A 25,098-nucleotide genomic window follows, 5' to 3' on the forward strand; every position below is an offset into this window, starting at 1 on the left:
GCGACCGGCCATCAACCGCCGGTGTACGGCCCTTCGCCCGGCATCACCTCCAGCAGTGCACGAGTGATCACCCGTGGGTAGACCGTGAGATGGTCCTCGCCGTCGATCACCACGTTGTCCACCTGCAGCTTGCGGCCACTGCGCTGCAGCTGGGTGGTGAAGTCCGCGGTCTGCCGCAGCATGTCGTTGCCTGTTGAATAGCGCGGCCCTGGCTTGTCCGTCTCGTAGCTGCCCACCGACAGCAGCACGCGCGTGGGCTGCACCGGAATCACGGCAGCATCCTGCATGCGCGGCAGCAGAAGCTGGTCGAACCACAACGAAGGACTCGACAGGATGTAGGTGCTGAACATGTCGGGTTGCGTGGTCAGCACGTAGGCGCCGAACAGCGCACCATAGGAATGGCCGGCGAACAGGCGCCGGGCGGGGTCGGTGCGATAACGCGCATCGACCATCGGCAGCACCTGTGCCGCCAGGAAATCACGATAGTGCGCGGCACCGCCGTAGGTGACGTCATCGCTGTAATAGCCCTCAGCAGTACGCGCCGGATTACTGGGCGTGTAGTCGCGCGAGCGACTCTGCTTCGAGGTCAGGCCTTCCTGCGGTGGCAGCCCAACCAGGATGAAATTCTCGATGTTGATACCCTGCTGCCCCACCAGATTGCGCACGCTGCGCACCAGCGGGAAGCTGTAAAGCGCATCGGTCACGTACAGCACCGGATAGTGCTTCTCAGGGTGTGCGGCATAGTCGGCCGGCAGCGCCACCCAGATCGGGTAATCGCGGCCCACAGGATCGTGCACGCGCAATGCTTCGGTATCTGGCAGCACCACGCCCGGCACGGCGGCTGCCGCGCTTTCCTTCGCGTCACTTTGCGTTGCCGGTGGCGCCACCGACATCGCGCAGCCACTCACGGCCAGGCAGGCCGCCACACTCCATCCACGCACACGCTGCATCCACGCTCTCCCGTTGCGGGCGGCGCACCCGGGTGGCGCCGCTACCGCATCCTCACACGTCGTGCGATGCAGTGCCACGCCGGGTCAGGGCGAGGCCGGCGGCGGCGCCGGGAACAGCGTGCGCAGCGCCTGCAGGGCGGCCGGGTGATAGATCGTGGCGTGGGTTTCCTCAGGCAGCGGCAGGTACTTCATCAGCGGCGACGGCGAAGCCTGCTGCAGCAACTCGGCCAGTCGCGCAGTGGATGCGGCCAGTTCCGGCTGTCCGCTGCTGGCCAGGAACACACGGGGCTGCGCGCGCGTCACAGCCGGCAGCTGCTTGGCCGCAGCGGCCAGCATCGTGCCCCGGTTCCACCACAGGCTGGGGTCCAGCGCGATGTAGCTGTTGAACAGTGTCGGTTCCTGCAGCAGCGTCTCGATCACGAACAGGCCGGCCAGCGATTCACCAATCAGCGCACGCTCGTCGGTGGTCGGGTAGCGCAGACGCACCTGCGGCATCAGCTCATCGCGCAGGAAGCGGCGGTAGGCCGCCGATCCACCGATGCGCGGCGCGATCTTCTGGTCCTGCGGGTCGTTGCTGGGGCCGGTCATGTCGCGGCGACGCTCGGTGTTTTCGATGCCGACCAGCAGGAACGGGCGCATGCTGCCGTTGCCGGTCAACACCTGCACCAGCCCGGCCACATGCAGGAAGTCCTCGCCGATGCCGCCATCGGCCATGTACAGCACCGGCAACGGCGCTTTCGGATCCAGGCCCCACGGCTGCGGGCGATAGACGTTGATGCGGCGGGTTTCGCCCAGCGCCTTCGATTCAATGCTGAAGGTCTCGCCGATCACCAGTGGGGCTGCGGCATCGGCCAGCGCGGGCGGTGCAGTTTCGGCGGCCATCAGGGGCGCGACGGAGACAGCGGACAGCAGAAGCGACAGCACGATCAAGCGCATGGGGTAAGCCATCCTGGGAAAGATGCCGAGCATAGCGTCAGGGCCGGCGCGTTGGCGGTTTCGGCATGCTCGCTACCGCTGCCAGATGCTCAGTAGATCCAAGCCCTGCGTGGATGAGAGGAACACCTGCACCACGAACGGGCCCATACTCGGGCCAGACCGCACCGTAGTCCAATCGAAACCTACAAGGAGGTACGCATGTTGAATGCCCTGGTCATCGCAGCGCTGGCTTCAGGCCCCGCTGCATCTGCACCGTATGCTGACTGCTTGCTCGGCAACATCCAACCCGGCCTGTCCGACCGTGCGGTACAACTGGTGCAACAGGCCTGTGCCTCGAAGTATCCGGAAAGCTTCGTCGCATCTGCAGAACTGGAACGCCGGATCAGCGCGCAGCGCCGGGCAGACTTCGAGGCGGCTCAAGCGGAAGCGGCGCGTTCCGCGAATGCGGCAGCAACGGCCGCACAGGAGGCTGCCGACGCAGCAGCCGCAAAAGCCAAGGGAATGCGGACGAAGTAGAGGCACCGGACCAGGGCAACAAAAAAGGCACCGCTTGGCGGTGCCTTCCTGAATGACCTGGGTCACTGGATGCAATGGTGGGCCGTGAAGGATTCGAACCTTCGACCAAAAGATTAAAAGTCTTCTGCTCTACCGACTGAGCTAACGGCCCATTGCACTTCCCCGGCCTTTCGGCGGGGTGGGCATTCTACCCTACTTTGCCGGGCCGGGTGAAACCCCGATGTGTTGCGGGTGCCGGCCAGCGGCCGGCACTACCCGGCCAGGCGAGCCCGCTTAAACCTTCCGGGCCTCCTGCGCATCCCAGGTATGATCCCCGCTCGGAGCCACGGATGCGCCTGCCCTTCAGCCTGATTGCTGCCTTGCTGCTGCCGTGTTCGGTACTGGCCGCCCCGTCCCAGGTCGTCACCGATGATATCGGCCGCTTCTGGGCCACCTATGACGCGGTGCGCGCCGAGCCTGATGCTGAGCGTCAGGTGGCGCTGGTCCAGCAGCGCTACATCGATCCGGGCAGCCCTGGACTGCATGCGCTGATGCAGGTGCGCAACTACACCGCCCGCGAATACGCCGACGCCATGAACGCGTGGCCGCGCTTCTGGACCTCGGTACGCCCGCTCACCGCCAACGCGCAGCAAGCCAGTGCCTCGCTGGAGCGCGATCTGGCCGCGTTCCGTGCGCTCTACCCTGCTCTGCGCCCGGCCACCATCACCTACGCGGTGGGCGTGCTGCGTACCGGTGGTACCACGCTGGGTGACAAGGTGCTGATCGGCGCGGAGATGGCGCTGGGCGATGAGCACGTGGACGTTAGCGAACTCCCGGCGAAGATGCGCGACCGCCTGCGGATCTTCTACGACAGCCGGCCGGGCGCGAACAACGCGCAGAACAACCTGCACGAGTACGTGCACACGCAGCAGCGTGAGACCACGGGTAGGCTGGCCCAGTACGCGGTGCGCGAGGGCGTGGCCGAGTATGTGGCGGAGCGCATCAGCGGACGCCGGCCGGCACTACCCTTCTACGACTACGGCGCAACACACGAAGCGGACATCCGCACGCGCTTCATTGCTGAGATGGATGGGGAAAATCTCGACAACTGGCTGTACAACAGCGCCCGCAATCCGTTCGGGGTGAGTGATGTGGGCTACTACGCCGGCTACCGCATCGCGCAGGAATACATGCGGCAGCAGGCCGATGAGAAGGCGGGCATCGCGCGGATGATCGAGCTGGACTACAACGATCCCGAGGCGGTGCGTGCCTTCATCGCGGCATCGGGGTGGTTGCGGCAGCGGTAGCGCCGGGCCGTGCCCGGTGGAAGTGCCAACCAAGGTTGGCAACTACCAGAATCAAACCTGCCGGCGTATCCGCGGTCAGGCGTACAGCGTCGGGTCGGCTACACCGGCCTCGGTGAAGCCCTGCGCGCGCAGGCGGCAGGCGTCGCAGTGGCCGCAGGCGGCGCCGTTGGCGTCGGCGTTGTAGCAGGACACGGTGAGGCCGAAGTCCACGCCCAGGCGTACGCCTTCGCTGACGATCTGGCCCTTGCTGAGGAACTGCAGCGGTGCGTGCACTTTGATGCCCGCGCCTTCCACGCCGGACTTGGTGGCCAGGTTGGCCAGCGCCTGGAACGCGGCCACGAACTCGGGGCGGCAGTCCGGGTAGCCGGAGTAGTCCACGGCGTTGACGCCACAGAAGATGTCGTTGGCACCGAGCACTTCGGCCCAGCCCAAGGCCAGCGACAGCATGATGGTGTTGCGCGCCGGTACGTAGGTGACCGGGATGCCGGCACCGCCGGCTTCGGGCACGTCGATATCGTCGGTCAGCGCCGAGCCACCGATGCTGCGCAGGTCCACGTCCACGGTCTTGTGCGCGATTACGCCCTGGGCCTTGGCCACGCGGGCGGCGGCGTCCAGTTCAGAGGTGTGGCGCTGGCCGTAACGCACACTCAGGGCATGCACGGCAAAGCCCTGTTCCTGGGCCATGGCAATGACGGCGGCTGAATCCATGCCGCCGGAGAGAAGCACGACTGCCTTCTTCATGGGTCAATCTTCCGGTTTGGGGGAAAAGCCAGCACGCTGTCCCGCGCCGGAGCTACATCAGGGAACGCTGCGTGGGCTCATCGGCCCGGTTCGTCGTTCCACAGGATTTTATGCAACTGCATCTGGAACCGCACCGGCAGCCGGTCTTCGACGATCCAGTCCGCCAGCTGGCGCGCGGTGATCTCGCCTTTGCTGGGCGAGAAGAACACGGTGCAACGCTTCACCAGGTCGTGCTCGGCCAGCATGGTCTTGGCCCAGTCGTAGTCCTCGCGGCTGCAGATGACGAACTTGATCTGGTCGCGCGCGGTCAGCAGCGGCAGGTTTTCAAGGCGGTTGCGGGCGGCTTCGGCCGAACCGGGCGTTTTGATGTCGACCACGCGCGACACGCGCGGGTCCACCGCGCTGACGTCCAGCGCGCCGGAGGTTTCCAGCGAGACGTCCATGCCGGCATCGCACAGCTTCTGCAGCAGCACCAGGCAGCGCTTCTGCGCCAGCGGCTCGCCACCGGTCACGCAGACATGGCGCACGCCCTGGGCGAGCACCTCGGCCACGATGTCGTCGATGTCCCACCAGGTGCCACCATGGAAGGCGTAGGCGGTGTCGCAGTACTGGCAGCGCAGCGGGCAGCCGGTCAGGCGCACGAACACGGTCGGCCAGCCGGCGGTATCGGCTTCGCCCTGCAGCGAGGTGAAGATCTCGGTGATCTTCAGGCGTGGCAGCGGCGACTGCACGATCTCGCTGGGTGTGGCGGCGGCGCTGGACGGGGTAACGGCGGTCATGGCGGGACTTCTTGGTGGGACACGTGGCGGATGGGCTACCGTGGCCGGTAACGAAAGCAGCCGAGCATGGCTCGGCTCTACAACAGCGGCCGGTCGGGCATGGCCCGGCGCTACCGGATCCGGACGGGTTTGCCGGTCCGGAAACGAAAGCAGCCGAGCATGGGCTCGGCTCTACAGGACACGTATTGTACGCCCGGTCAGCGGATCAGCGGATCTGCTTGCCGAGGCGGATCGACTGCAGGCGGTCCTGCGCGGTGCGCGCGGCGTCCGAGCCGGGGTACTGCGCCACGACGGTCTCCAGCGTCTGCTGGGCCTGGTCGACCTTGCCCTCGCCGTACTGCGAGAGGCCGACCTTGAGCAGGCCGCCAGCGGCCTTGTCGTGGGTCGGATAGCGCGAGAGCAGTTCACGGAACTGGGTCTCGGCCATCGGGAAATTGCGGGTGGCGTAATAGCTCTCGCCCAGCCAGTACAGCGCGTTCGGCGCGTAGACACCGTTCGGGTACAGCTGCAGGAAGCTCAGGAACAGCTGCGCCGAATCATCGTACTTGCCGGCCTTCAACGAATCGAAGGCGACGTTGTAGGTGGTGCGCTCGTCGCCAGTGGCGGCAAGGCTGCCGGCATCACCATGGACGGAAGGCGGCCGCTCGGAAGTGGCCGCCGCTGCGGGTTTTGCCGGGGCCGGGGCGGCCTTCGGCGCGCTCGCCGGAACGGGCGGCAGGGCCGGGGCGGCATTGCCCCCTTCCAACCGGTTCAGGCGGCTGTCCAGATCCAGGTACTGGTCCTGGGCGGACTGCTTGAGCTGGGCGTTGTCGTGCTGCAACTGCTCGATCGAGGCCTGCAGGCTGGTCACCTGCTGCCGCAGCTGGTTGATCTGGTTCAACAGGTCCTGGTTGGCACTGTTGTTGTACATCTGCTGCTCGATCGCGCCGACACGGTCGGCCAGACTCTGTCGCTGTGCATGCGCCGGTGCGGCAGCCACGAGGGCTGCCGCAACGACCAGCATCAATTTGATGCCAATGCGCATGGATTACTGCGCGGTGTAGACGATTTCGACGCGACGGTTCTGCGACCAGCAGGACTCGTTCGACTCGGTGCAGACCGGACGCTCTTCACCGTAGGACACGACGGTCAGCTGCGAAGCCGAGCCACCGTTGGCCTGCAGCGCCGAGTTGACGCCGTTGCCACGACGCTCGCCCAGGGCCTGGTTGTACGCGCGCGAACCGCGCTCGTCGGTGTGGCCCTGCAGGGTGATGCGCGAGGACGGACGGTCACGCAGGTACTTGGCGTGGCAAGCCATGATGGCCTGGAATTCCGGCTTCACGTCTTCCTTGTCCAGGTCGAAGTAGACAACGCGCTGACGCAGGCAGGCATCGGTGTCCAGGTCGCCCGGGCCGTACAGGCCGGAGGTGGACGGACCGGTCGGGGTGGTGGTCGAGGTGCCGGTGTCAACCGGAGCCTGCGGCTCTTCCTTGACCTTCTTCGAGCAACCGGCCAGGACGGCCACAGACAGCAGGGAAACAAGCAGAACGCGGGTGGACTTGTTCATGGCGATACCTTTGTGGCTCCTAGGCCGATGAGGGGATCAAGACAGCGAAAATATTAACACTCTTTTAGCGCTGGGTACGGTATGGGGACCATGCCGGTTCGCGCACATCTCCGTCAGCCAGAACCAACCGCTGGCGCACGCGCGCATCGGCCGAAACGGCGTACAGCACACCACGGCCACCCTCGCGGGCGGCGTACAACACCATGCTTGCGTTGGGCGCAAAGCTCGGAGACTCATCCAGCGAACCGGGGGACAGCGTGCTCCAGCGGGGCGAACCCAGCGAGCTGTCCATCATCGCGATCTTGTAGCTGTTGCCCGAGCCCTGGGCGACGGCGATCTTCTTTCCATCGTAGGACACCGAAGGCTTGGCGTTGTAGTTGCCCTGGAAGGTCACGCGCTCGGCGCTGCCGCCGCCCGCACCCACCTTGTAGACCTGCGGACGGCCACCGCGGTCGGAAGTGAAGTACACCGCGCTGCCGTCCGGCGCCCAGGTCGGCTCGGTGTCGATGGCGAAGTGGTTGGTCAGCTGGGCCAGCTGCTTGCTGCCCAGGTCCATCACGTAGATTTCCGGGTTGCCCGAACGCGACAGGGTCAGGGCCAGCTTGCGGCCATCCGGCGAGAACGCCGGGGCGCTGTTGATGCCACGGAAGCTGGTGACCAGCTCACGCGCGCCGGTGCCGATGTTCTGGATGTAGATGGCCGAGTTGCCACGTTCGAAGCTGACATAGGCCAGCTTGCTGCCATCCGGGCTCCACGACGGCGACAGCAGCGGCTCGGCCGAACGCACGATGGTCTGCGGATTGAAGCCGTCGGAGTCGGCCACCATCAACGCATAGCGCATGGCATCGCCCTTGCCGCTGGCGGTCACATAGGCGATGCGGGTCCAGAAGGCGCCGCGCACACCGGTGATCTTCTCGTAGATGGCATCGGCCATCTGGTGGGCGACGTCACGCATGGCATTGCCACGGGCGGTCATCGCCAGGCCCAGCAGGCGCTCGCCCTTGGGCACGTCGAACAGCTCGTACTCGACGCGGTAGGCGCCGGCACCGGCGTCGAGCACGCGGCCGACCACGATGTAGTTCTGCTTCAGCGCGCGCCAGGTGGCGAACTGGATGTCGCCGCCGCGCACCGGCTTCTCGACGATCTGCGCTTCCGGCAGCGTGCGGAACTGGCCCGAACGCTCAAGGTCGGCACGGACCACGCCGGCGACGTCGGTCTGCGGTGCGGCCGAAGACCCCTGGTAGGGCATCGGCACAACGGTGATCGGCAGCGCGGAGGCATTGCCGCCGATGATGTCGATATCCAGCCCCTTCTGCTGCGCAACGGCAGCAAAGGGCAGCAACAGGGCCGCAAACACGGCAAGCCAGCGAGGCATCTTTTTCATGGAGCGCTCAATAGGGGGAAACCGGAACGAGGGATAGCAAAGCGGAAGTGAACCGCTTCGCAATCATGAACCAAGGGTACGTGAATTCCGGGTCAGTTCCAGCTCGTTCTCTCACGCACCGTTAACGTCGTGGCTAACATCGCACCCACCGGCCTCGTCGGCCCCGATCACGGCCCCCTCGAAAGGCGGCGTTCCCGGGCGACACCCAGCCTGCCCGGCTGAAACCGGGCCCGCCAGAGGCAAGCGCGACATCCGTGGGCGCAGGTGGCCCGATGGCCACCCTGCCCTGCCCGCCTCAGCGATCCTGGGCGGTAAAGGTGAAGTTGAGCGTGCGCGCGAACACAGACTCGAACCCGCGGTACGGCAGCGGCTGGGCGTTGAGCACCGCGGCCTCGATCGAACGCCTGCCGGCCTCGTCGTATGGGCAGTTCGGGCTGACCTTGGCCTGCATCACCGTGCCACCCGGAATCTGGGTGATGGTAATGGTGCAGCGCTGGCCCAGTGGCACCGTATCCGGACGTACCCACTGCGACAGCACCTTGGCCTGGATCGCGGCGGCGTACTTGGCAGAAAGGTCATCGCTGGTGCCACCACCACCGCCAGCCGGCTGTGCCGCACCACTGGCACCGGCGGCGGCGCTGCCGGCGGCGTTGCGCGCGGCGGCGACCTGGCGCAGCTTCTGCTCGGCCAGCTTGGCTTCCTTCTCGGCCTGCTCGCGGCGGGCGCGGATCTCGGCGATCTTCTTCTGCTTTTCGGCCTCGGCCTTGTCAGCCGCCACGCGTTCCTGCTCGGCCTGCTTCTTCTTCTCGTCCGCTTCCTGCTGCTTGGCCAGGCGCAGCTTCTGCTCCGCTTCTTCCTGACGCTTGCGTTCGGTCAGGTCGATCTGCTCCTGGCGGCGCTTGGCTTCCTGTTCCTGCTTGGCCTTCTCCTGCGAGATGGCCAGTGCGCTCACCGCTTCCTGATCCTTGGTGTCCGGCTGCGCGACACGCTCCTGCGCCTGCTGCTGCTGAGGCGTGGGGGCGTCCTGCGGGCGCGGCTCGGGAATCGGCTGCGGCGGCGGGATGGTGTCTTCCGGCACCGGGATCGGCTCGGCGACCGGCGGTGGCAGGTCTTCCAGCTTCTCCGACTGGCGCAGGGCCTGGCGCGCGGCAGCGGCCTCGGACGAGGACAGCGCCAGGCTGGCCTCGACCGACGGATCGCCGGCGGCGGCATCGGTGTTGCGCTGGGGCGACCACAGCCAGGCGCCGATGAAGATCAGCGCGACCAGCAGGTGCACCAGCACGGCCAGGGCCAGGGGCAGGCCCCAGCCGGGTTCGCGCTGATGCGGGGGTGGCAGGGCGTCAGCGTGCATCGGTGGCCAGGCCTACCTTGTCTACCTTGGCGCGCTTGATCACATCCATCGCGGCAATGACTTTTTCATAGGCCACGGCACGGTCGGCGGCGACGATCACGCGCACGCCCTTGTCCTGGGCAGCGATGCCGGCCAGGCGGCCTTCCAGTTCCTCGGCCGACACGGCGGTCGGCTCCTTGGCGTCAGGCAGCTTCAGGCTGAGCTGGCCGTCCTGGCGCACCGAGACGATCACCGGGTCCTGCTTGCTCTCCAGCGCCTTGGCGTTGGAGTTGGGCAGGTCGACATCAAAACTCAGGGTGAGCAGCGGCGCGGTGACCATGAAGATGATCAGCAGCACCAGCATGACGTCGATGTAGGGAACGACGTTGATTTCCGATTTCAGCTTGCGGCGCTTGCGGCGACCGATGGCAGCGGACATGGCATGGACTCCCGGGTCAGGCGCTTACTCGTCGCCAGCGCTCTGGCGCTGCAGGATCGAGCTGAACTCGTCGGCGAAGGTCTCGAAACGCACCGACATGCGCTCCACGCGGGTGGTGAAGCGGTTGTAGGCCCACACCGCCGGAATCGCCACGAACAGGCCGATGGCGGTGGCGAACAGTGCTTCGGAGATGCCCGGCGCGACGGCGGCAATACCGGCCTGCGCACCGCTGCTGATCATGTCGTGCATGGTCACCATGATGCCGAACACGGTGCCGACCAGGCCCACGTAGGGGGCGGTCGAGCCGATGTTGGCCAGCAGTTCCAGGTTGCGTTCGAGCTGGTCGACTTCGCGCGTGTAGGTGGTGCGCATGGCACGCTGCGCGCCTTCCAGCTGCGCACGGCCGTCCAGCCGGCGCTTGTCGCGCAGGCGGCTGTATTCGCGGAAGCCGGCTTCGAAAATCGCCTCCAGGCCTCCGACATTGCGGCTGCGGTCGGTGGCCGAGCTGTACAGCTTGCCCAGGTCGGCGCCGGACCAGAAGCGGTTCTCGAACTCGTCGGCTTCGCGCGTGGCCTGCTTGAAGATGCGGGCCTTGCGGAAAATGATCACCCAGCTGACGAACGAGCCGACCAGCAGCGCCAGCACGATGATCTTCACCGGCAGGCTGGCCTTGGCCATCAGTTCGAGGTAGTTGATGCCGCCGCCGGTGGTGGCCTGGGCAAGGGTCTGTGTCGCGGCGTTGCTGACGTCGGCCGGCAATGCCTCGGTGACCGTGGCCTGCAGGGCCAGGAGCGTTGCGATCATCCGTTGTTCCTCAATGTTCGGATTCGGGGTGGAGGTGGGGTTTCAGCACGGCAAGGACGGCTTCGTCCATGCCACGCGGGCGAAAACTGGCCGCTTCCAGTGCGGCGATGCGGACCTGGGCCGACAGCAGCAGCTCGCCGTCGCGCAGGATCTGCTGGTCGAAGGCCATGCTGGCCTTCTTCAGCTGGACCAGCGTTGCGCTCACCTGCAGGGTGTCATCCAGCCGTGCCGGCTTGATGAAATCCATCTGCATCGAACGCACCGCGAAGACCATCCCGTGCTCGGCACGCATGCGCTCCTGGCCATAGCCCAGCGCACGCATCCATTCGGTCCGGGCCCGTTCCATGAAGGCCACGTAGCGGGCGTGGTAGACCACGCCACCTGCGTCGGTATCTTCCCAGTAAATGCGTGTCGGCCAACTGAATCGGGGCTCAACCGACATCGGGAACCTCGGCGAACAGGTCCTGCGGCGGGTTCTTCGGCTTCAGGCCCATGTGCCGGTAGGCCTTGTGGGTGGCCATGCGGCCACGCGCGGTGCGCACCAGGAAACCCTGCTGGATCAGGTACGGCTCGACCACGTCTTCCAGCGTGCCGCGCTCTTCAGACAGCGCCGCAGCAAGCGATTCGATGCCGACCGGGCCGCCGTCGAAGTAATCAACCATGGTCTTGAGCAGTCGCCGATCGAGCTCGTCGAAGCCTTCCGGGTCGACCTTGAGCATCTTCATCGCAGCCTGAGCCACGGCTTCGTCGATGTGGCCGCCGGCCTTCACCTGCGCATAGTCGCGCACGCGGCGCAGGAGGCGGTTGGCGATACGCGGGGTGCCGCGCGCGCGGCGCGCGATCTCGCCAGCGCCATCGGCGGTGCAGTCGATGGCCAGGATCGCTGCCGAGCGGCGCACGATGCGGGTCAGCTCTTCAACGCTGTAGAACTCCAGGCGCTGGACGATGCCGAAGCGGTCGCGCAGCGGCGCGGTCAGCAGACCGGCACGGGTGGTGGCACCGATCAGGGTGAACGGCGGCAGGTCGATCTTGATCGAGCGGGCGGCGGGACCCTCGCCGATCATGATGTCGATCTGGAAGTCTTCCATCGCCGGGTACAGCACTTCCTCGACCACTGGCGACAGGCGATGGATTTCGTCGATGAACAGCACATCGTGCGGCTGCAGGTTGGTCAGCAGTGCGGCCAGATCGCCGGCCTTTTCGATCACCGGGCCAGAGGTGACCCGCAGGGCCACGCCCAGTTCGTTGGCGATGACATGGCTGAGCGTGGTCTTGCCCAGGCCGGGCGGCCCGAAGATCAGCACGTGGTCCAGCGCGTCGCCACGCCCCTTGGCCGCCTGGATGTAGATCTCCATCTGCTCGCGCACCGGCACCTGGCCGAGGTAGTCGGCAAGGCGCTTGGGGCGGATGCTGGCGTCGGCGGCGTCATCCTCGCGGGTGGCGCCGGCGGCGATGATGCGGTCGTCGGTCATGTGCTGATTATGCGGTAAAAGCGGGGAGATTCGGCCGGGCTGCGCCCGGCACCCGCAGAAGCAACTGCAACTTCAACTGCCGAAGCGACAGCAGAAGCAGGTTTCCTGATGGATGGCGGGGTGGGTCCGGTTGCGGGGGACGCCGTAAACCCATCCATGGGGGCTTGGCCGCGGCATCCATGCCGCGGACACCCCCGCAACCGGACCCACCCCGCCTTCGACAGATCTCCGCGATCTGACGGAATGGCATGGCCACTCCTGGTAGGTGTCGACCTTGGTCGACACGGTAGATCCACGCCATGCGCGGATGGACCTGAGGAGCCGAGTGGACTCTGCTTCCAGAGCGCACCGTCTCCGCAAGCGGAGCCCCCTTGTTGTTCAAGGGGGCGCGCCGACAGGCGGGGGGATAAGGTGGAATGCGGGCGGGGCCCACGATTTGCGCAGCAAATCGTGGGACGTAGCGCAGGTGGAGATTAAATCTCCACCTGCGCTCCGAGCTCCACCAGGCGGTTGCCCGGAATCCGGAAGAACCCAGTCGCCGGGGCGGCGTTGCGATGCATCAGCGCGAACAGCTTGTCGCGCCAGATCGGCATGCCGCGGTTGGCGGTGGCGACGATGGTTTCGCGGCTGGCGAAGAAGGTGGTGTCCATCGGGTCGAAGTAGATGCCGCCGTGGTCGCACGAACGCATCAGCGCCAATGGTACGTCCGGAGTCTCCATGAAGCCGAAGCGCACGTAGACCCGGTAGAACTCGTCGCCCACCGATTCAATCTTGAGGCGCTGCCCCTCCGGCGCATACGGTACCGGCAGGGTCACCACGTGCAGGAACACGTTGCGCTCGTGCAGTACCTTGTTGTGCTTGAGGTTGTGCATCAACGCATGCGGGGCCACGGTCGGATCGGCGGTCAGGAACACCGCGGTGCCCGGCACGCGTACCGGCGGTGCCAGCATCAGGCCCGGCAGGAAGGTATCGATGCGGATGCCGTCCTTGCGGATCTCGTCACGCAGCAGTTCGCGGCCACGACGCCAGGTACGCATCATGGTGAACAGGAAGATACCCAGCACCACCGGGAACCAGGCGCCCTGCAGCAGCTTGGCGCCGTTGGCGATGACAAAGCCCAGATCGATGACGAAGAACACCACGCACAGCGGCAGGATCCAGTTGCGGGCCTTGGGCCACAGCGAGCGCGCGACCAGGGCCAGCAGCAGGGTATCGATCAGCATGGTGGCCGACACCGAGATGCCGTAGGCCACGGCCAGGTTGGACGAGCTGCGGAAGGCCAGCACCAGGCCGATCACCATCACTGCGATACCCCAGTTGATGCCCGGGATGTAGATCTGGCCGATGGTGTCGTGCGAGGTGTGCTTGATGCGCATGCGCGGGATGTAGCCCAGCTGCATGGCCTGGCGCGAGACCGAGAACGCGCCGGTGATGACCGACTGCGAGGCGATCACCGCTGCCATCGTGGCCAGGATGATCATCGGGTACAGCGCCCACGACGGCACCGCTTCGAAGAACGGGTTCTTCACTGCCTCGGGATGGTTGAGCACCAGCGCGCCCTGCCCCAGGTAGTTCAGCACCAGGCAGGGCAGCACGAAGAAGTACCAGGCGTGGCGGATCGGCTTGGCACCGAAGTGGCCCATGTCGGCGTACAGCGCCTCGCCACCGGTCACCGCCAGCACCACCGCGCCGAGGATGAAGATGCTGTGCCAGCCGTGCTCCATGAAGAAGCGGATCGCCCACCACGGGTTGAACGCCTTCAGCACTTCCGGCGCGTCGACGATGTTGTAGATGCCGATCGCGGCCAGCGAAATGAACCAGATCGAGGTGATCGGGCCGAACAGCTTGCCGATCTTCGCGGTACCGAAGCGCTGCACCGCGAACACGGCCAGCAGCACCACCACGGTGATCGGCACGATGAAGGCGTGCAGCCCGGGGGCAGCGACCTCCAGGCCTTCGACCGCACCCAGCACCGATATCGCCGGGGTGATCACGCCATCGCCGAAGAACAGCGAGGCACCGAAAATGCCAAGGATGCCGACCACATAGGCCGAACGCGACCCGTTGCGCAGCGTGCGCTGGGTCAGCGCCATCAGCGCCATGATGCCGCCTTCGCCGTCATTGTCGGCGCGCATGATGATGGTCACGTACTTCAGGGTGACCACGATGTTCAGCGCCCAGAACGCCAGCGACAGCACGCCCAGCACGGTGTCATGGTCGCTGTTGAGCCCGTAGTGCGGCGAGAACGCCTCCTTCAGGGTGTACAGCGGGCTGGTGCCGATATCGCCGAAGACCACGCCGATCGCACCGATGATCAGCGCCAGGCCTCCTGCTGGAGGGGCGTGACCGTGGCCGCCGGGGGCGGCTGCGTGCGGGGTTTGACTGCTGGACATGGGACTCCTGGCGAAGCTCAGGCGGTTCGTTGAGGGGAAGGAAAGCGGGTCAGCGCAACGCCGACTGCAGCGCCTTGCGGATCACGGTGGCCACTTCGTCACCTTCATTGAAGGCATCGCGGGCCATCCGCGCCGCTTCAGCCGGCTTGTAGCCCAGCTGCTGCAGGGCCACGGTGGCATCGGACAGCGGATCGGCCGGGGCCGGACCACTGCCGGTCGGCAGCGCGCCACCGGCACCGAACTGCGCCGCGCGGTCGCGCAGTTCCAGCACCATGCGCTCGGCGGTCTTCTTGCCGATGCCGGGGATGCGGGTCAGCGCCGTGATGTCGCCGGCCTGGACCATGCGGGCGAATTCTTCGACGGTGACGCCGGACAGTACGGCCAGCGCGATCTTCGCGCCGATGCCGCTGACCTTCTGCACGTCGCGGAACAGCCTGCGCTCGCCCTCGCGCAGGAAGCCGTACAGCGAGACGCTGTCTTCCTTCTGCGAGTAATGGGTGTACAGGGTGACCTCGCGGCCGAGTTCGGGCAGGTCGTAGAAGGTGCTCATCGGCGCCTCCAGCTCGTAGCCCACTCCGTTCACGTCCACCACCAGCCACGGCGGCGCCTTGTAGGCGACGATGCCGCGCAGTCGACCGATCATTGCGTGCAGCTCCTCATTTGCGGCCCCACGCCTGGCGGGCACTGAGCCCCAGGCGGTTGGCCGTTGCCCTTACGTGGGCATGGGTGATGGCCACCGCCAACGCGTCGGCCGCGTCGGCCTGCAGCTTGGTTTTCAGGTTGAGCATGAGCCCGACCATGTGTTGAACCTGTTGCTTTTCGGCGCCGCCACGGCCAACCACTGCCAGCTTGATCTCGCTGGCGGCATATTCGTGCACCGGCAGGTCGCGCAGCACCACGGCCGAAATCGCCGCGCCACGGGCCTGGCCCAGCTTCAGCGCCGAATCGGGGTTGCGTGCCATGAACACGCGTTCGATGGCCACTTCCTGTGGTTCGTACTCACGGCAGAGGTCGGCCAGGCCCAGTACCAGCAGCTTCATCCGCTGCGGGAAGTCATCGGCGCCCAGCAGCACCAGCGGTTGGTGATGCACATGGCTCACCCGGCCGGTGGCATCGACATCGATGATGCCGACCCCGGTCCGCTGCGAACCCGGGTCGATGCCAAGAATGCGGGTCATGCGGCACACACGCGGCTGCCGAAGGTCCGGAACGGACGCTGGCAGCGGCAATGGCAGGAAACGGCTGGGGTCATCATGGTGCGCATTGTCCGCTCACCGGCCGCCAAAGGCGACCGGTGATGCGTCCGTTCAGGCGTACGCGTCCGCGCCGAGATCGGCGTTGGAGTACACATCCTGCACGTCGTCGAGGTCTTCCAGCATGTCCAGCAGCTTCTTGACCTGCAGGACGGTGTCGCCTTCGACCTTGATGTCGTTGTCGGCACGGAAGGTCAGTTCCGCATGATCCGGCGTGCGCCCGGCCGCTTCCATCGCTTCCTTGACCGCGTGGTAGCTGTCTGCGGCGGTGAGCACGTCGATCGCGCCATCTTCGGGATAGACCACGATATCGTCCGCACCGGCCTCGATGGCCGCTTCGGAAATGGCGTCCTCATCGGCACCTGCGGCGAAATGCAGCACGCCCACGCGCTTGAACATGAAGCTCACCGAGCCTTCGGTGCCCATGTTGCCGCCGCACTTGCTGAACGCATGGCGGACATCGGCCACGGTGCGCACGCGGTTGTCGGTCAGGCAGTCGACGATGACCGCCACGCCACCCGGGGCATAGCCCTCGTAGCGGATTTCCTCGTACTCGACGCCTTCCAGCTCGCCGGTGGCCTTCTTGATGGCCCGCTCGATCACATCCTTGGACATGTTCGCGGTCAGGCCCTTGTCCATCGCCACGCGCAGCCGCGGGTTGTTGTTGGGGTCGCCTCCACCGCCGCGCGCGGCAACGCCGATCTCACGGATGATCTTGGTGAAAATCTTGCCGCGCTTCGCGTCAGACGCGTTTTTGCGGTTTTCGATGGAGGGGCCTCTACCCATGGGTCTTTCCGTACGTGCGTTGATGGATAAGGCCGCGGATTCTACCTGATCGGGCCCGTTGACCGTGTCGAGGCCGGCCAGATGCCGCCGGGCATGGCCCGGCGAAGAGCGTGCGAACCAACGGTTCGCCCCCACCGATGGAGGTCGTTCGCACCCACCGACTTACGCGGCGGCGGCGTCGCGACCGTGCTGGAACTGACCGTGACGGAGGAAATGCGCGGTCTGCCGGGCCGCATCCGGCGACACCACCAGGCCGCTGTGGCTGGTACGCACCACGCAATGGTCGGCCAGCCCCGGCAGCCGGGTCTCGGCCAGCGCCACGGTACCGTCGGAGGCATCGTCAATGGCGCCGAGCAGGCTGCCCAGCCCGTGCGGGACCGAACCGGCGATCAGGCCGACCTCGGCTTTACCCTGCCAGTCCGGCAGGCCGTCCAGCAGCAGATCGCTGCTGCGGCCCAGGGCCAAGCCCCAGCCATGTTCGGACAACGAGCGCGCCGTGCCGCTGCCGCGCAGCGGCGACCCCAGGCAGACCACGCGCTGCACCGGCAACTGCGGATTGCGACGCAATGCCTCCAGCGCCAGCAGTCCGCCCAGGCTATGGCCCACCAGCGACAGCGGGCCGGCATCGGCCAGCCGCTCCAGCAACTGCGGCACGGCCACATCCGGGCCGCCGAACACCGAGGAGTAACCAAACGCATGCACCTGGAAGCCACGCGCACGCAGGCGCCAGGCCAGCGGCCCGACCCAGGCGCGGGCATTCCAGATGCCATGCAGCAGTAATACGGGGGGAGTCATGCAAACAGCCTGGCGGTCAGCGGGGCAGGAACGTACGGTGATTGGACACGCGCGCGCAGCAAGCGGCGGTGAACGTCAGGCCTCGCGCGGTGCGCGGCGCAGGATGAATTCAAGATCGTTCGTGTCGCCAACCGGGAACAGGTACTCGCCGACCTTCTCGAAACCATAACGGGCGTAGAAGCGCTGTGCACCGAAGTTTTCCGACCACACGCCCAGCCACAACGTACGCGGGCCCTCCTGTTCCAGCCAGGCCAGTGCGGTTTCCAGCAGCCGGCTGCCCCAGCCGCAGCTCTGCTGCGTCTTGATCAGGTACAGGCGCTTGAGTTCGCCGTCACCAGGTTTCACCTCGGGATGCGGCAGGCCACAGGGGCCGGCGGCGGCATGGCCGACCGCCTCCCCATCCAGTTCCAGCAGCCACACCGCGTAATCGGGGTGGGCCAGGATCGTGCGCTGGCGCTCGACCGTATAGGACTCCTCCAGGAACGCCTGCAGGTCCTGTGGCGGATAAAGATGTCCGAAGGTTTCGGTGAACGTGCGGGCGGCCAGCGCCGACAGGGTCGGCGCGTCGTCCACGGTAGCGCGGCGGATCGAATACATGGGTCGAGTTGACGTCAGGACAACGGTTCGGGTCAAGCCCGTTCCGCCGGTGCCTTCTCGTCTTCTTCCTCTTCCTCTTCGTATTCCTCGTCGTCCTCTTCTTCCTCGCCGTCTTCCTCTTCTTCGCCTTCCTCGTCCTCGTCGTACTCTTCCTCTTCGTCGTCCTCGTAATCCTCGACGCCGAAGTCCTCACCATCCCAACGGCCTTCGCCGTCGGCGACGAAGGTCAGGGCCATCGCCGCCGGGTTGGTACCGACACGGACCAGCCAACCACCGAACACACGTGCACGCTCGGTGACCAGGGTGGCCTCGGAGCCTTCATTGCCCAGCTTTTCCCACTCCAGCGAAAACGCAAACTCGGTCATTGCCTGGATCTCCTGATCAGTTGGTCTTGGGGCGAACCTGGATGTGTACTTCGGCCAGCTGCACGTCGACGATCGGCGACGGCGCGTCGGTCATCAGATCCTGTGCACCGGTGGTCTTCGGGAACGGGATGACGTCGCGGATCGACTCGGTGCCAGCCATCAGCGCGGCGATGCGATCGATGCCGAAGGCGATGCCACCGTGTGGCGGCGCGCCAAAGTTCAGCGCGTCGAGCAGGAAGCCGAACTTGGCGCGGGCCTCTTCGGCGCCGATGCCCAGCAGTTCAAACACCGCGCTCTGCATGTCCGGACGGTGGATACGGATCGAGCCGCCGCCGATTTCATTGCCGTTGAGCACCATATCGTAGCCGCGCGAAACGGCGGTACGGGCATTGGCACGCAGGTCGGCGATGTCGTCCACCGCCGGTGCGGTGAAGGGGTGATGCAGGGCGACGTAGCGCTGCGCTTCGTCGTCCCATTCGAACATCGGGAAGTCGGTGACCCACAGCGGGGCCCAGCCATCGGCGACCAGGCCGAAGTCCTTGCCGGCCTTCAGGCGCAGCGCGCCCATGAAGTCGGAGACCTTGTTGTAGCCGCCGGCACCGAAGAACACGATGTCGCCGTTGCCGGCACCGACGTGCGCGACCAGGGCGGCGAAGGATTCCTCGCTGAAGAACTTCTGGATCGGCGAGCTGACTTCGCCGTTGTCGGCGATCTTGATGTAGGCCAGGCCCTTGGCGCCGTACTTGGCGGCATGCGCGGCATACTCGTCGATCTGCTTGCGGCTGAGCGACGCACCGCCCGGAATGCGCAGCGCGGCCACGCGGCCGTCGGCATCGTTGGCCGGGCCGGTGAACACCGGGAACTCACTGTTCCTGACCAGCTCGGCCACGTCCACCAGCTCCAGCGCGATGCGCAGGTCCGGCTTGTCCGAACCGTAGCGACGCATCGCCTCGGCCCAGGTCATGCGCGGGAAGCTTGCATCCAGTTCGACGTTGACCACTTCCTTGAAGATGGCGCGGATCATGTCCTCGACGAAATCCTGCACGTCACGCTCGCGGACGAAGGCGAACTCCATGTCCAGCTGGGTGAACTCCAGCTGGCGGTCGGCACGCAGCGCTTCGTCGCGGAAGCAGCGCGCGATCTGGTAGTAGCGGTCGAAGCCGGCCACCATCAGGATCTGCTTGAACAGCTGCGGGCTCTGCGGCAGGGCATAGAACTCGCCCGGGTGCATGCGCGCCGGCACCAGGAAGTCACGCGCGCCTTCCGGGGTGGCCTTGGTCAGGATCGGGGTCTCGATGTCCTGGAAGCCCTTTTCGTCCAGGTGGCGGCGCAGGGCCTGCACCAGCTTGATGCGGGTGCGCTGCATGCGCTGCATCTCCGGACGGCGCAGGTCCAGGTAGCGGTACTTCAGGCGGGTTTCTTCGCCCGGGTTCTCGTGGGCGTGGAACGGCAGCGGCGCGGCCTTGTTCAGCACGGTGATGGCGGTGGCGATCACTTCCACCTTGCCCGTGCGCAGCTTGTCGTTGACCGCGTGGCGGGCACGTACCACGCCTTCCACCTGCAGCACGTCCTCATAGCCCAGCGAAGCAGCCACGGCGAACACTTCGGCGTTGTCGAGCTCCACCGTCACCTGCACGATGCCTTCATGATCTCGAAGATCGATGAAGCAGACGCCGCCCTGGTTACGGGCCACGTCGGTCCAGCCGGCGAGGGTGACAGTCTGGCCAATCAGGGTCTCATCGACCAGGCCGCAGAAGTGGGTACGCATGGGGGGAAAGCTCCGCTGGAGAACGCCGGCGCCTGATGGAGGCCGGAAAGCCTCTTATTCTGCGGCCGAGGCCCCGGCCGGGGCAAATCCTGCCAGTCACACCGGCTTGATCGCCCCTCTCCCTATAGTCGGGCACCTGCCACCGTATGGGATGCCGCCATGAAACCGCTGTCCCTGGCCAGCCTGGCCGTGAGCCTCACCCTGGGTGCACTGGGCACCCTTGCCCTGCCCGCCCCTCCCGCGCATGCGCAGAGCGGCGTGGTCCGCTGCGAAAGCCAAAACAACCGCGAACGGGTCTGCAACACCGGTTGGCGCGGAGCGCAGCTGGTCCGCCAGCTGTCCGGCTCGGACTGTGATGAAGGACGAACCTGGGGCAGCCGTAACGGCAGCATCTGGGTCACCAACGGCTGCCGCGCCGAATTCGTCGAGGCCCGCGGTGGCTGGGGCGGCGGCAACGGCGGTGGCTGGGGCGGCAACAACGGCCGCCCGGGCGAAACGATCCGCTGCGAAAGCCAGAACAACCGCGAGCGCAGCTGCCAGGTCGGCTGGCGCAATGCCCGCATGGTCCGCCAATTGTCCGGCAGCCCCTGCGATGAAGGCCGCACCTGGGGCGTGCGCAATGGCGCGATCTGGGTCAGCGGCGGCTGCCGTGCGGAGTTCGCCGAGGCCCGCGGCTGGGGCGGCGGTGGCGGCGGCTGGGGTGGCGGCGGTGATCGCAACTACTCGGTCACCTGCAGCAGCAACAACAACCGCTCGCAGACCTGCGACTGGGATGAGCGCCAGGGCCGGCCGGTGCTGCAGCAGCAACTGTCCGGCAGCGCCTGCCAGGAAGGCCGCAGCTGGGGTTACTCGCGTGGCCAGGTGTGGGTAAGCAACGGTTGCCGGGCCCGATTCGGCACGCGTTGAGTGCAGGGTCGGATCCCTGGCCGACGGCCAGGGCGCTGACCCTTGGATTCAGCATCGGGGTCGGGGCCCTCCGCAGGAGGGATCCGACCCCTGGGTCACGGCGCGGGTGCCTTCTGGTCGCCCCACGGCGCTGGCGGCAGGTCCACTGGCTTGCTCAGATCGAACTGAACGCGGAAGCGACGGCCGTCGGGTCGGGTCAGTTCGTAGACGAAGGTCTGGTCGGGATCGATCTCCATCGCCCAGGTGTTGTGGGTCGACGCCAGCATGTCGGCGCGGCGGAACATCGCCACCGAATCCGTATCGGCCGGGAACTGCTGGCGCTCGGCGGTCCCCGGCGGCGTGCTGTCGCCGCCATACAGCGTGATCGCATCGGGGCTGCCGTCTGCATGGCGATGATCGTGCTTCAGGCGCAGGCCGGTCGCGGTACGGGTCAGCACCCAGGTACGCGAGTGGTCATCGCCGACATGGAACGGGATACGCAGCTCATGCGCCGGGTCGGCACAACCACGAACGTGCATGACCAGGCGCTGGCCAGCGAACGGGTCCTTGCCAGTGGGTGCCGGGGTGTCCTCCACCACCTTGCCCGCGTAGGCCTGGCCGCAATGTGCGGCCACGGCGGCCATGAAGGCGTCGGCCGGTGCGGTCGCCAGATCATGGGCGACCGTGTCGGAGCGCTGCGTACACGCAGCGAGGCTGAGCAGGAGGGCGGATGCGGTGACGGCGGCGGGCAGTTTCATGCCCCAACCCTAACGGCCATGGCCGGTGGGCGCAAACCGCGCACGCTCCCCGATCAACGTTCAGCCGTCTGCGCCACCGGCAGCGTTTCAGTGGCGGCCACCGGTGCCGCCTCGCCCTCGCCCGCCGGCTCCTGTTCAACCGGATCGACATCGAACGGAGTGCGGAACACCAGCGACGGCAGCAGCGTGGTCAGTGCCGCATACAGCAGCAGCGCACCGAACAACACCGCCGGAATCTGGAAACGCTCGCGCATGATCGCCGCCAGCACCAGGGTGAAGATCAACGTCGGGGCCAGCGCCAGCGAAACCCGCAGGCTGCTGCGGAAGCTTTCGCCGAACATCACCCGGCGCTGCAGCCAGACCACGCCGATGCGCAACGGCAGCACCACCAGGGTGATCACGATACCCAGCCCCAGTGCCTCGAAGCTCAGCGCTTCGCTGGGCACCTTGGTGCCGGCATTGAAAAAGTAGAACGGCACGAAGAACGAGGCGAACAGGCGCAGCGCGTGCAGGTTCTCGTGCGAGGCCAGCAGCGGCATGCGCTGGTGCAGCAGGCGCGCGACCAGGCCGGCGATGAACGCGCCGACCAGGTAGTACACGCCCAGCAGGTAGGTGATATAGGCCGCGACCATGCCCACCATCACCAGCAGCGAGAACTCCGAGCCCGGCGCGTGCGGTGCCACCCAGCGCCCCAACGCAATGAACAGCAGCGGCAGGCCGATCATCATCGCCAGCAGGGCCAGGCTGGACAGCGCCATATGACCCGGATCGCCGGCCTGCAGCACGATGAACAACGCCGCCAGTGCCAGCAGTTCACCGGCAATGGCCTTGCTGGTGACCCAGAACCGCTCGTCCTCGCTCAGGCCCAGCCGCGACAGCGAATCCATGATGAAACCGGTGGAGGGGGTCAGCAGCGCCAGCGCCAGCAGGCCGGCGGCCTGCCACGGCAGCCCCGCGTAGCGCCAGGCCAGCCAGCCCACCCCGAACAGGGTCGCACTGCGGATCACCAGGTGCGCCAGCAACGGCCACATGCCGCGGCGCAGTGCCTGCAGGTCCACTTCCAGGCCAGCAAACAGGAACAACGAGGAAATGCCCAGCGTGGCCAGCAGGCCGATCACTGCGTCGTGCGCCTGGTCGCCCAGCCAGAGCATGCCGATGATGCCGAACAGCAGGCAGGTCAGCGGCGCCGGCAGGCTGAAACGCTGCAGCGCGCGCGGGATCACCAGCAACGCGAAGATCAGCAGCAGGTAGATCAGCTCATGGCTCATGGGGGACATCCATGTAGTTCGAAGGCGCGCAGGATGCGCGCGCCCGACCGATCCGGCAAGCGACTTTTGAATGACCCCGGTTACCTCAACCGATCAGGCGATCGGCGATCCGCCCCACCTGCGCCAGCACCGTGGCACGTTGTTCATAACTGATCGCACCCGCCTGCAGATAGGCGGTCAGCACCCACGGTGCGCCGCCGGCTACCGGCCACAGCACGGCGATATCGTTGCGCGCGTCTTCGCCATTGCTGCCGGTCTTGTCGCCGACCCGCCAGCGCTTGCCCAGGCCCGCGCGCAGGCAGGCATCGCCGGTTTCGTTGTCGATCAGCCAGTCGGCCAGCTGCTGCCGCGAGCCCGGTTGCAGCACTTCGCCCAGCACCACCCGTTGCAGGGTCGCGGCCATCGCCGCGGGCGTGGTGGTATCGCGCGGGTCACCCTTGGCAAAGCTGTTCAGCTCAGGCTCGAGCCGGTCGCTGCGGCTGACCCCATCGCCACTGGCGCGCAGGAAGGCGGTCACCGCGGGCGGGCCACCGACCACGCCGAACAGCAGATTGGCGGCGGTGTTGTCGCTGGTGATCAGCGTCGCCCGGCACAGGTCACGCACGGTCATGTCCTTGCCGGCGTGGCGACGGGTGACCGGCGCATGCGAGAGCAGGTCGGCACCGCGCACCGGGACGCGCGTGTCCAGCAGCGCGGGAGTGCGCTCAGCCTGGCTGAGCACGGTGGCGGCCAGCACGCTTTTGAACGTGCTGCACATCGGGAAACGCTCGTCCTGGCGATGGCCGATGCGGCGGCCGCTGGTGGTATCGAGCAAGGTTACGCCAAGGCGTCCCGCACAGGCCTTTTCCAGCGTCGCGAAGTCGGTGGCCGCGGTGATCGCAGCTTCGGCCGGCGCGTTGGCGGTGGTCTTGCCCGTCGCGCGTGCCAGCAACGGAAGAGCAAGCGAGGAAGCCACGACGGCACCACTGAACTGGAGGAATCGGCGACGGGCGAGCATGCGGGGTTCTCCTGGGGGACCGTTCGATTATTCAAGCCTCGCACGCAGGCGACCAGCGCGAAAAATCAGCGGGAGACATTAGCGCAGTTCATGACTGTCGCAATCAACCCATTAATTTCCCTGAAATCTTTGTCGAGCAGGTAGGATCAGCCATCACCCTGACTCACGACTCCCTTGATGCTGCACCCAACCCTGCCGCTGAACGCCCTGCGTGCCTTCGAGGCGGCCGCACGCCACCAGAACTTCACCCGCGCCGCGCTGGAACTGTGCGTCAGCCAGGCCGCACTCAGCCACCAGATCCGCGGGCTGGAAGACCGCCTCGGCATCCGCCTGTTCCATCGCCTGCCGCGTGGCGTGGCGCTCACCGACGAGGGCGCGGCGCTGTATCCGGTGCTCAATGAATCGTTCGAGCGCATCTCGGCCAGCATCGCGCGCTACACCGGCGGCCCGGCGCGCGAGGTGCTGACCCTGGGCGTGGTCGGTACCTTCGCTACCGGCTGGCTGCTGCCACGGTTGGCCGCATTCGAGGCCGCGCATCCGGATATCGAGCTGCGCCTGCAGACCCACAACAACCGCATCGACCTGGCCGGCGAAGGCCTGGATCTGGCGATCCGTTTCGGCAACGGCGACTGGCAGGGCCAGGCCTGCACGGCGATCCTCGATGCGCCGTTCGCACCCCTGTGCGCGCCGGCATTGGCGCGGCGGCTGAAGCAGCCACGCGACCTGGGCACGCTGCCGCTGCTGCGCTCCTACCGCAGCGACGAATGGCCGCGTTGGCTGCAGGCCGCCGGGATCAGTGGCCTGGAAGCACGCGGGCCGGTATTCGATTCGTCGTTGACCGTGGCGATGGCCGCAGTCGGTGGCGCTGGCGTGGCACTGCTGCCCTTGCGCATGTTCGAGCAGGAACTGGCTGCAGGCCGGTTGCTGCAGCCATTCGGCACCACGCTGGATCTTGGCCGCTACTGGCTGACCCGGCTGCGCTCACGTACCGAACGCGAGCCAGCGAAGCGGTTCCGCGAATGGCTGCAGGCGCAAGGCACATAACAAAAA

General features: G+C 66.6%; 27 protein-coding genes and 1 tRNA gene. 4 read left to right on the top strand and 24 right to left on the bottom strand.

Going from position 1 to position 25,098, the window contains the following annotated elements; genetic code table 11:
• Positions 1-11: 11 nt before the first annotated feature.
• On the bottom strand, positions 12-950 hold the full coding sequence (locus tag ACZK2G_RS16895) for an alpha/beta hydrolase (RefSeq protein WP_136639866.1): 939 nt from the start codon (positions 948-950) through the stop codon (positions 12-14).
• Between the two features lie 84 nt (positions 951-1,034).
• Positions 1,035-1,886, bottom strand: a complete 852-nt coding sequence (locus ACZK2G_RS16900; RefSeq protein ID WP_337302822.1) for an alpha/beta hydrolase — start codon at positions 1,884-1,886, stop codon at positions 1,035-1,037.
• Between the two features lie 198 nt (positions 1,887-2,084).
• On the opposite strand from ACZK2G_RS16900, the gene ACZK2G_RS16905 reads away from it, so the two are divergent.
• Complete coding sequence (locus ACZK2G_RS16905; RefSeq protein WP_046983221.1) at positions 2,085-2,402, top strand: hypothetical protein; 318 nt, start codon at positions 2,085-2,087, stop codon at positions 2,400-2,402.
• Between the two features lie 75 nt (positions 2,403-2,477).
• Here ACZK2G_RS16905 and ACZK2G_RS16910 read toward each other — a convergent pair.
• Positions 2,478-2,553 (bottom strand) — tRNA-Lys (locus ACZK2G_RS16910).
• Between the two features lie 178 nt (positions 2,554-2,731).
• Here ACZK2G_RS16910 and ACZK2G_RS16915 point away from each other — a divergent pair.
• Complete coding sequence (locus tag ACZK2G_RS16915) at positions 2,732-3,688, top strand: DUF2268 domain-containing putative Zn-dependent protease (protein WP_478473913.1); 957 nt, start codon at positions 2,732-2,734, stop codon at positions 3,686-3,688.
• 75 nt (positions 3,689-3,763) lie between these two features.
• On the opposite strand, the gene queC is transcribed toward ACZK2G_RS16915, so the two are convergent.
• The 18 genes from queC to aspS form a co-directional block, all read right to left on the bottom strand.
• The gene (gene queC, locus ACZK2G_RS16920) at positions 3,764-4,429 is read right to left on the bottom strand and encodes a 7-cyano-7-deazaguanine synthase QueC (protein ID WP_049422913.1); all 666 of its coding nucleotides are present in this window, start codon (positions 4,427-4,429) and stop codon (positions 3,764-3,766) included.
• 77 nt (positions 4,430-4,506) lie between these two features.
• Entirely contained in the window at positions 4,507-5,208 is a 702-nt protein-coding gene (queE, locus tag ACZK2G_RS16925) for a 7-carboxy-7-deazaguanine synthase QueE (RefSeq protein ID WP_046983218.1), read from the bottom strand.
• Positions 5,209-5,413: 205 nt separating this feature from the next.
• Positions 5,414-6,232: a tol-pal system protein YbgF gene (gene ybgF / locus ACZK2G_RS16930; protein ID WP_046983217.1), complete on the bottom strand. Its 819-nt coding sequence runs from the start codon at positions 6,230-6,232 to the stop codon at positions 5,414-5,416.
• 3 nt (positions 6,233-6,235) lie between these two features.
• Positions 6,236-6,754, bottom strand: a complete 519-nt coding sequence (pal, locus tag ACZK2G_RS16935; RefSeq protein ID WP_006386160.1) for a peptidoglycan-associated lipoprotein Pal — start codon at positions 6,752-6,754, stop codon at positions 6,236-6,238.
• A 64-nt stretch (positions 6,755-6,818) separates the two neighbouring features.
• Positions 6,819-8,138 carry a Tol-Pal system beta propeller repeat protein TolB gene (gene tolB / locus ACZK2G_RS16940; RefSeq protein ID WP_006386162.1) on the bottom strand — a complete coding sequence of 440 codons (1,320 nt, stop codon included), beginning with the start codon at positions 8,136-8,138 and terminating at the stop codon, positions 6,819-6,821.
• A gap of 295 nt (positions 8,139-8,433) precedes the next feature.
• Entirely contained in the window at positions 8,434-9,489 is a 1,056-nt protein-coding gene (gene tolA / locus ACZK2G_RS16945; RefSeq protein ID WP_136639862.1) for a cell envelope integrity protein TolA, read from the bottom strand.
• Positions 9,479-9,907: a protein TolR gene (gene tolR, locus ACZK2G_RS16950; RefSeq protein ID WP_006386166.1), complete on the bottom strand. Its 429-nt coding sequence runs from the start codon at positions 9,905-9,907 to the stop codon at positions 9,479-9,481. Before tolR ends, tolA begins: the two co-directional genes overlap by 11 nt.
• Before the next feature lie 24 nt (positions 9,908-9,931).
• A complete protein-coding gene (tolQ, locus tag ACZK2G_RS16955; protein WP_046983215.1) occupies positions 9,932-10,711 on the bottom strand; it encodes a protein TolQ in 780 nt (259 codons plus the stop codon).
• Positions 10,712-10,721: 10 nt separating this feature from the next.
• Positions 10,722-11,153 carry a tol-pal system-associated acyl-CoA thioesterase gene (gene ybgC, locus ACZK2G_RS16960; RefSeq protein WP_006386170.1) on the bottom strand — a complete coding sequence of 144 codons (432 nt, stop codon included), beginning with the start codon at positions 11,151-11,153 and terminating at the stop codon, positions 10,722-10,724.
• Entirely contained in the window at positions 11,143-12,183 is a 1,041-nt protein-coding gene (gene ruvB, locus ACZK2G_RS16965; protein ID WP_046983214.1) for a Holliday junction branch migration DNA helicase RuvB, read from the bottom strand. Before ruvB ends, ybgC begins: the two co-directional genes overlap by 11 nt.
• A 473-nt stretch (positions 12,184-12,656) precedes the next feature.
• Positions 12,657-14,576: a potassium transporter Kup gene (locus tag ACZK2G_RS16970; RefSeq protein ID WP_012511897.1), complete on the bottom strand. Its 1,920-nt coding sequence runs from the start codon at positions 14,574-14,576 to the stop codon at positions 12,657-12,659.
• 49 nt (positions 14,577-14,625) lie between these two features.
• Positions 14,626-15,219: a Holliday junction branch migration protein RuvA gene (gene ruvA / locus ACZK2G_RS16975; protein WP_005410756.1), complete on the bottom strand. Its 594-nt coding sequence runs from the start codon at positions 15,217-15,219 to the stop codon at positions 14,626-14,628.
• A gap of 13 nt (positions 15,220-15,232) precedes the next feature.
• Positions 15,233-15,754, bottom strand: coding sequence for a crossover junction endodeoxyribonuclease RuvC (ruvC, locus tag ACZK2G_RS16980; RefSeq protein WP_006386268.1), 522 nt, complete (start codon positions 15,752-15,754; stop codon positions 15,233-15,235).
• Positions 15,755-15,883: 129 nt separating this feature from the next.
• Positions 15,884-16,615, bottom strand: a complete 732-nt coding sequence (locus tag ACZK2G_RS16985; protein ID WP_006386270.1) for a YebC/PmpR family DNA-binding transcriptional regulator — start codon at positions 16,613-16,615, stop codon at positions 15,884-15,886.
• A 162-nt stretch (positions 16,616-16,777) separates the two neighbouring features.
• A complete protein-coding gene (locus ACZK2G_RS16990) occupies positions 16,778-17,410 on the bottom strand; it encodes an esterase/lipase family protein (protein WP_012511900.1) in 633 nt (210 codons plus the stop codon).
• A 75-nt stretch (positions 17,411-17,485) separates the two neighbouring features.
• Positions 17,486-18,007, bottom strand: coding sequence for a GNAT family N-acetyltransferase (locus tag ACZK2G_RS16995; protein ID WP_136639860.1), 522 nt, complete (start codon positions 18,005-18,007; stop codon positions 17,486-17,488).
• Positions 18,008-18,039: 32 nt separating this feature from the next.
• Positions 18,040-18,372 carry a DNA primase gene (locus ACZK2G_RS17000; RefSeq protein WP_253078802.1) on the bottom strand — a complete coding sequence of 111 codons (333 nt, stop codon included), beginning with the start codon at positions 18,370-18,372 and terminating at the stop codon, positions 18,040-18,042.
• 16 nt (positions 18,373-18,388) lie between these two features.
• Positions 18,389-20,140, bottom strand: coding sequence for an aspartate--tRNA ligase (gene aspS, locus ACZK2G_RS17005; RefSeq protein ID WP_478473915.1), 1,752 nt, complete (start codon positions 20,138-20,140; stop codon positions 18,389-18,391).
• A 159-nt stretch (positions 20,141-20,299) separates the two neighbouring features.
• Between aspS and ACZK2G_RS17010 the strand changes: the two genes are divergently transcribed.
• Positions 20,300-21,046, top strand: a complete 747-nt coding sequence (locus tag ACZK2G_RS17010; RefSeq protein ID WP_478473917.1) for a DUF3011 domain-containing protein — start codon at positions 20,300-20,302, stop codon at positions 21,044-21,046.
• 95 nt (positions 21,047-21,141) lie between these two features.
• Here the strand turns inward: ACZK2G_RS17010 and ACZK2G_RS17015 are convergent, their stop codons facing one another.
• From ACZK2G_RS17015 to blaL2, 3 genes are all read right to left on the bottom strand, one after another.
• Complete coding sequence (locus ACZK2G_RS17015) at positions 21,142-21,783, bottom strand: hypothetical protein (protein ID WP_046987510.1); 642 nt, start codon at positions 21,781-21,783, stop codon at positions 21,142-21,144.
• 53 nt (positions 21,784-21,836) lie between these two features.
• Positions 21,837-23,051 (bottom strand): cation:proton antiporter, encoded by a 1,215-nt coding sequence (locus ACZK2G_RS17020; protein WP_012511906.1) that lies wholly within the window; start codon positions 23,049-23,051, stop codon positions 21,837-21,839.
• An 85-nt stretch (positions 23,052-23,136) separates the two neighbouring features.
• Positions 23,137-24,048 carry a L2 family extended-spectrum class A beta-lactamase gene (gene blaL2, locus ACZK2G_RS17025; protein ID WP_046987511.1) on the bottom strand — a complete coding sequence of 304 codons (912 nt, stop codon included), beginning with the start codon at positions 24,046-24,048 and terminating at the stop codon, positions 23,137-23,139.
• Positions 24,049-24,225: 177 nt separating this feature from the next.
• Between blaL2 and ampR the strand changes: the two genes are divergently transcribed.
• A complete protein-coding gene (ampR, locus tag ACZK2G_RS17030; protein ID WP_478473920.1) occupies positions 24,226-25,092 on the top strand; it encodes a LysR family transcriptional regulator AmpR in 867 nt (288 codons plus the stop codon).
• The last annotated feature ends 6 nt before the right edge of the window (positions 25,093-25,098 follow it).

The organism is Stenotrophomonas sp. 107298_Sma, assembly GCF_056480345.1.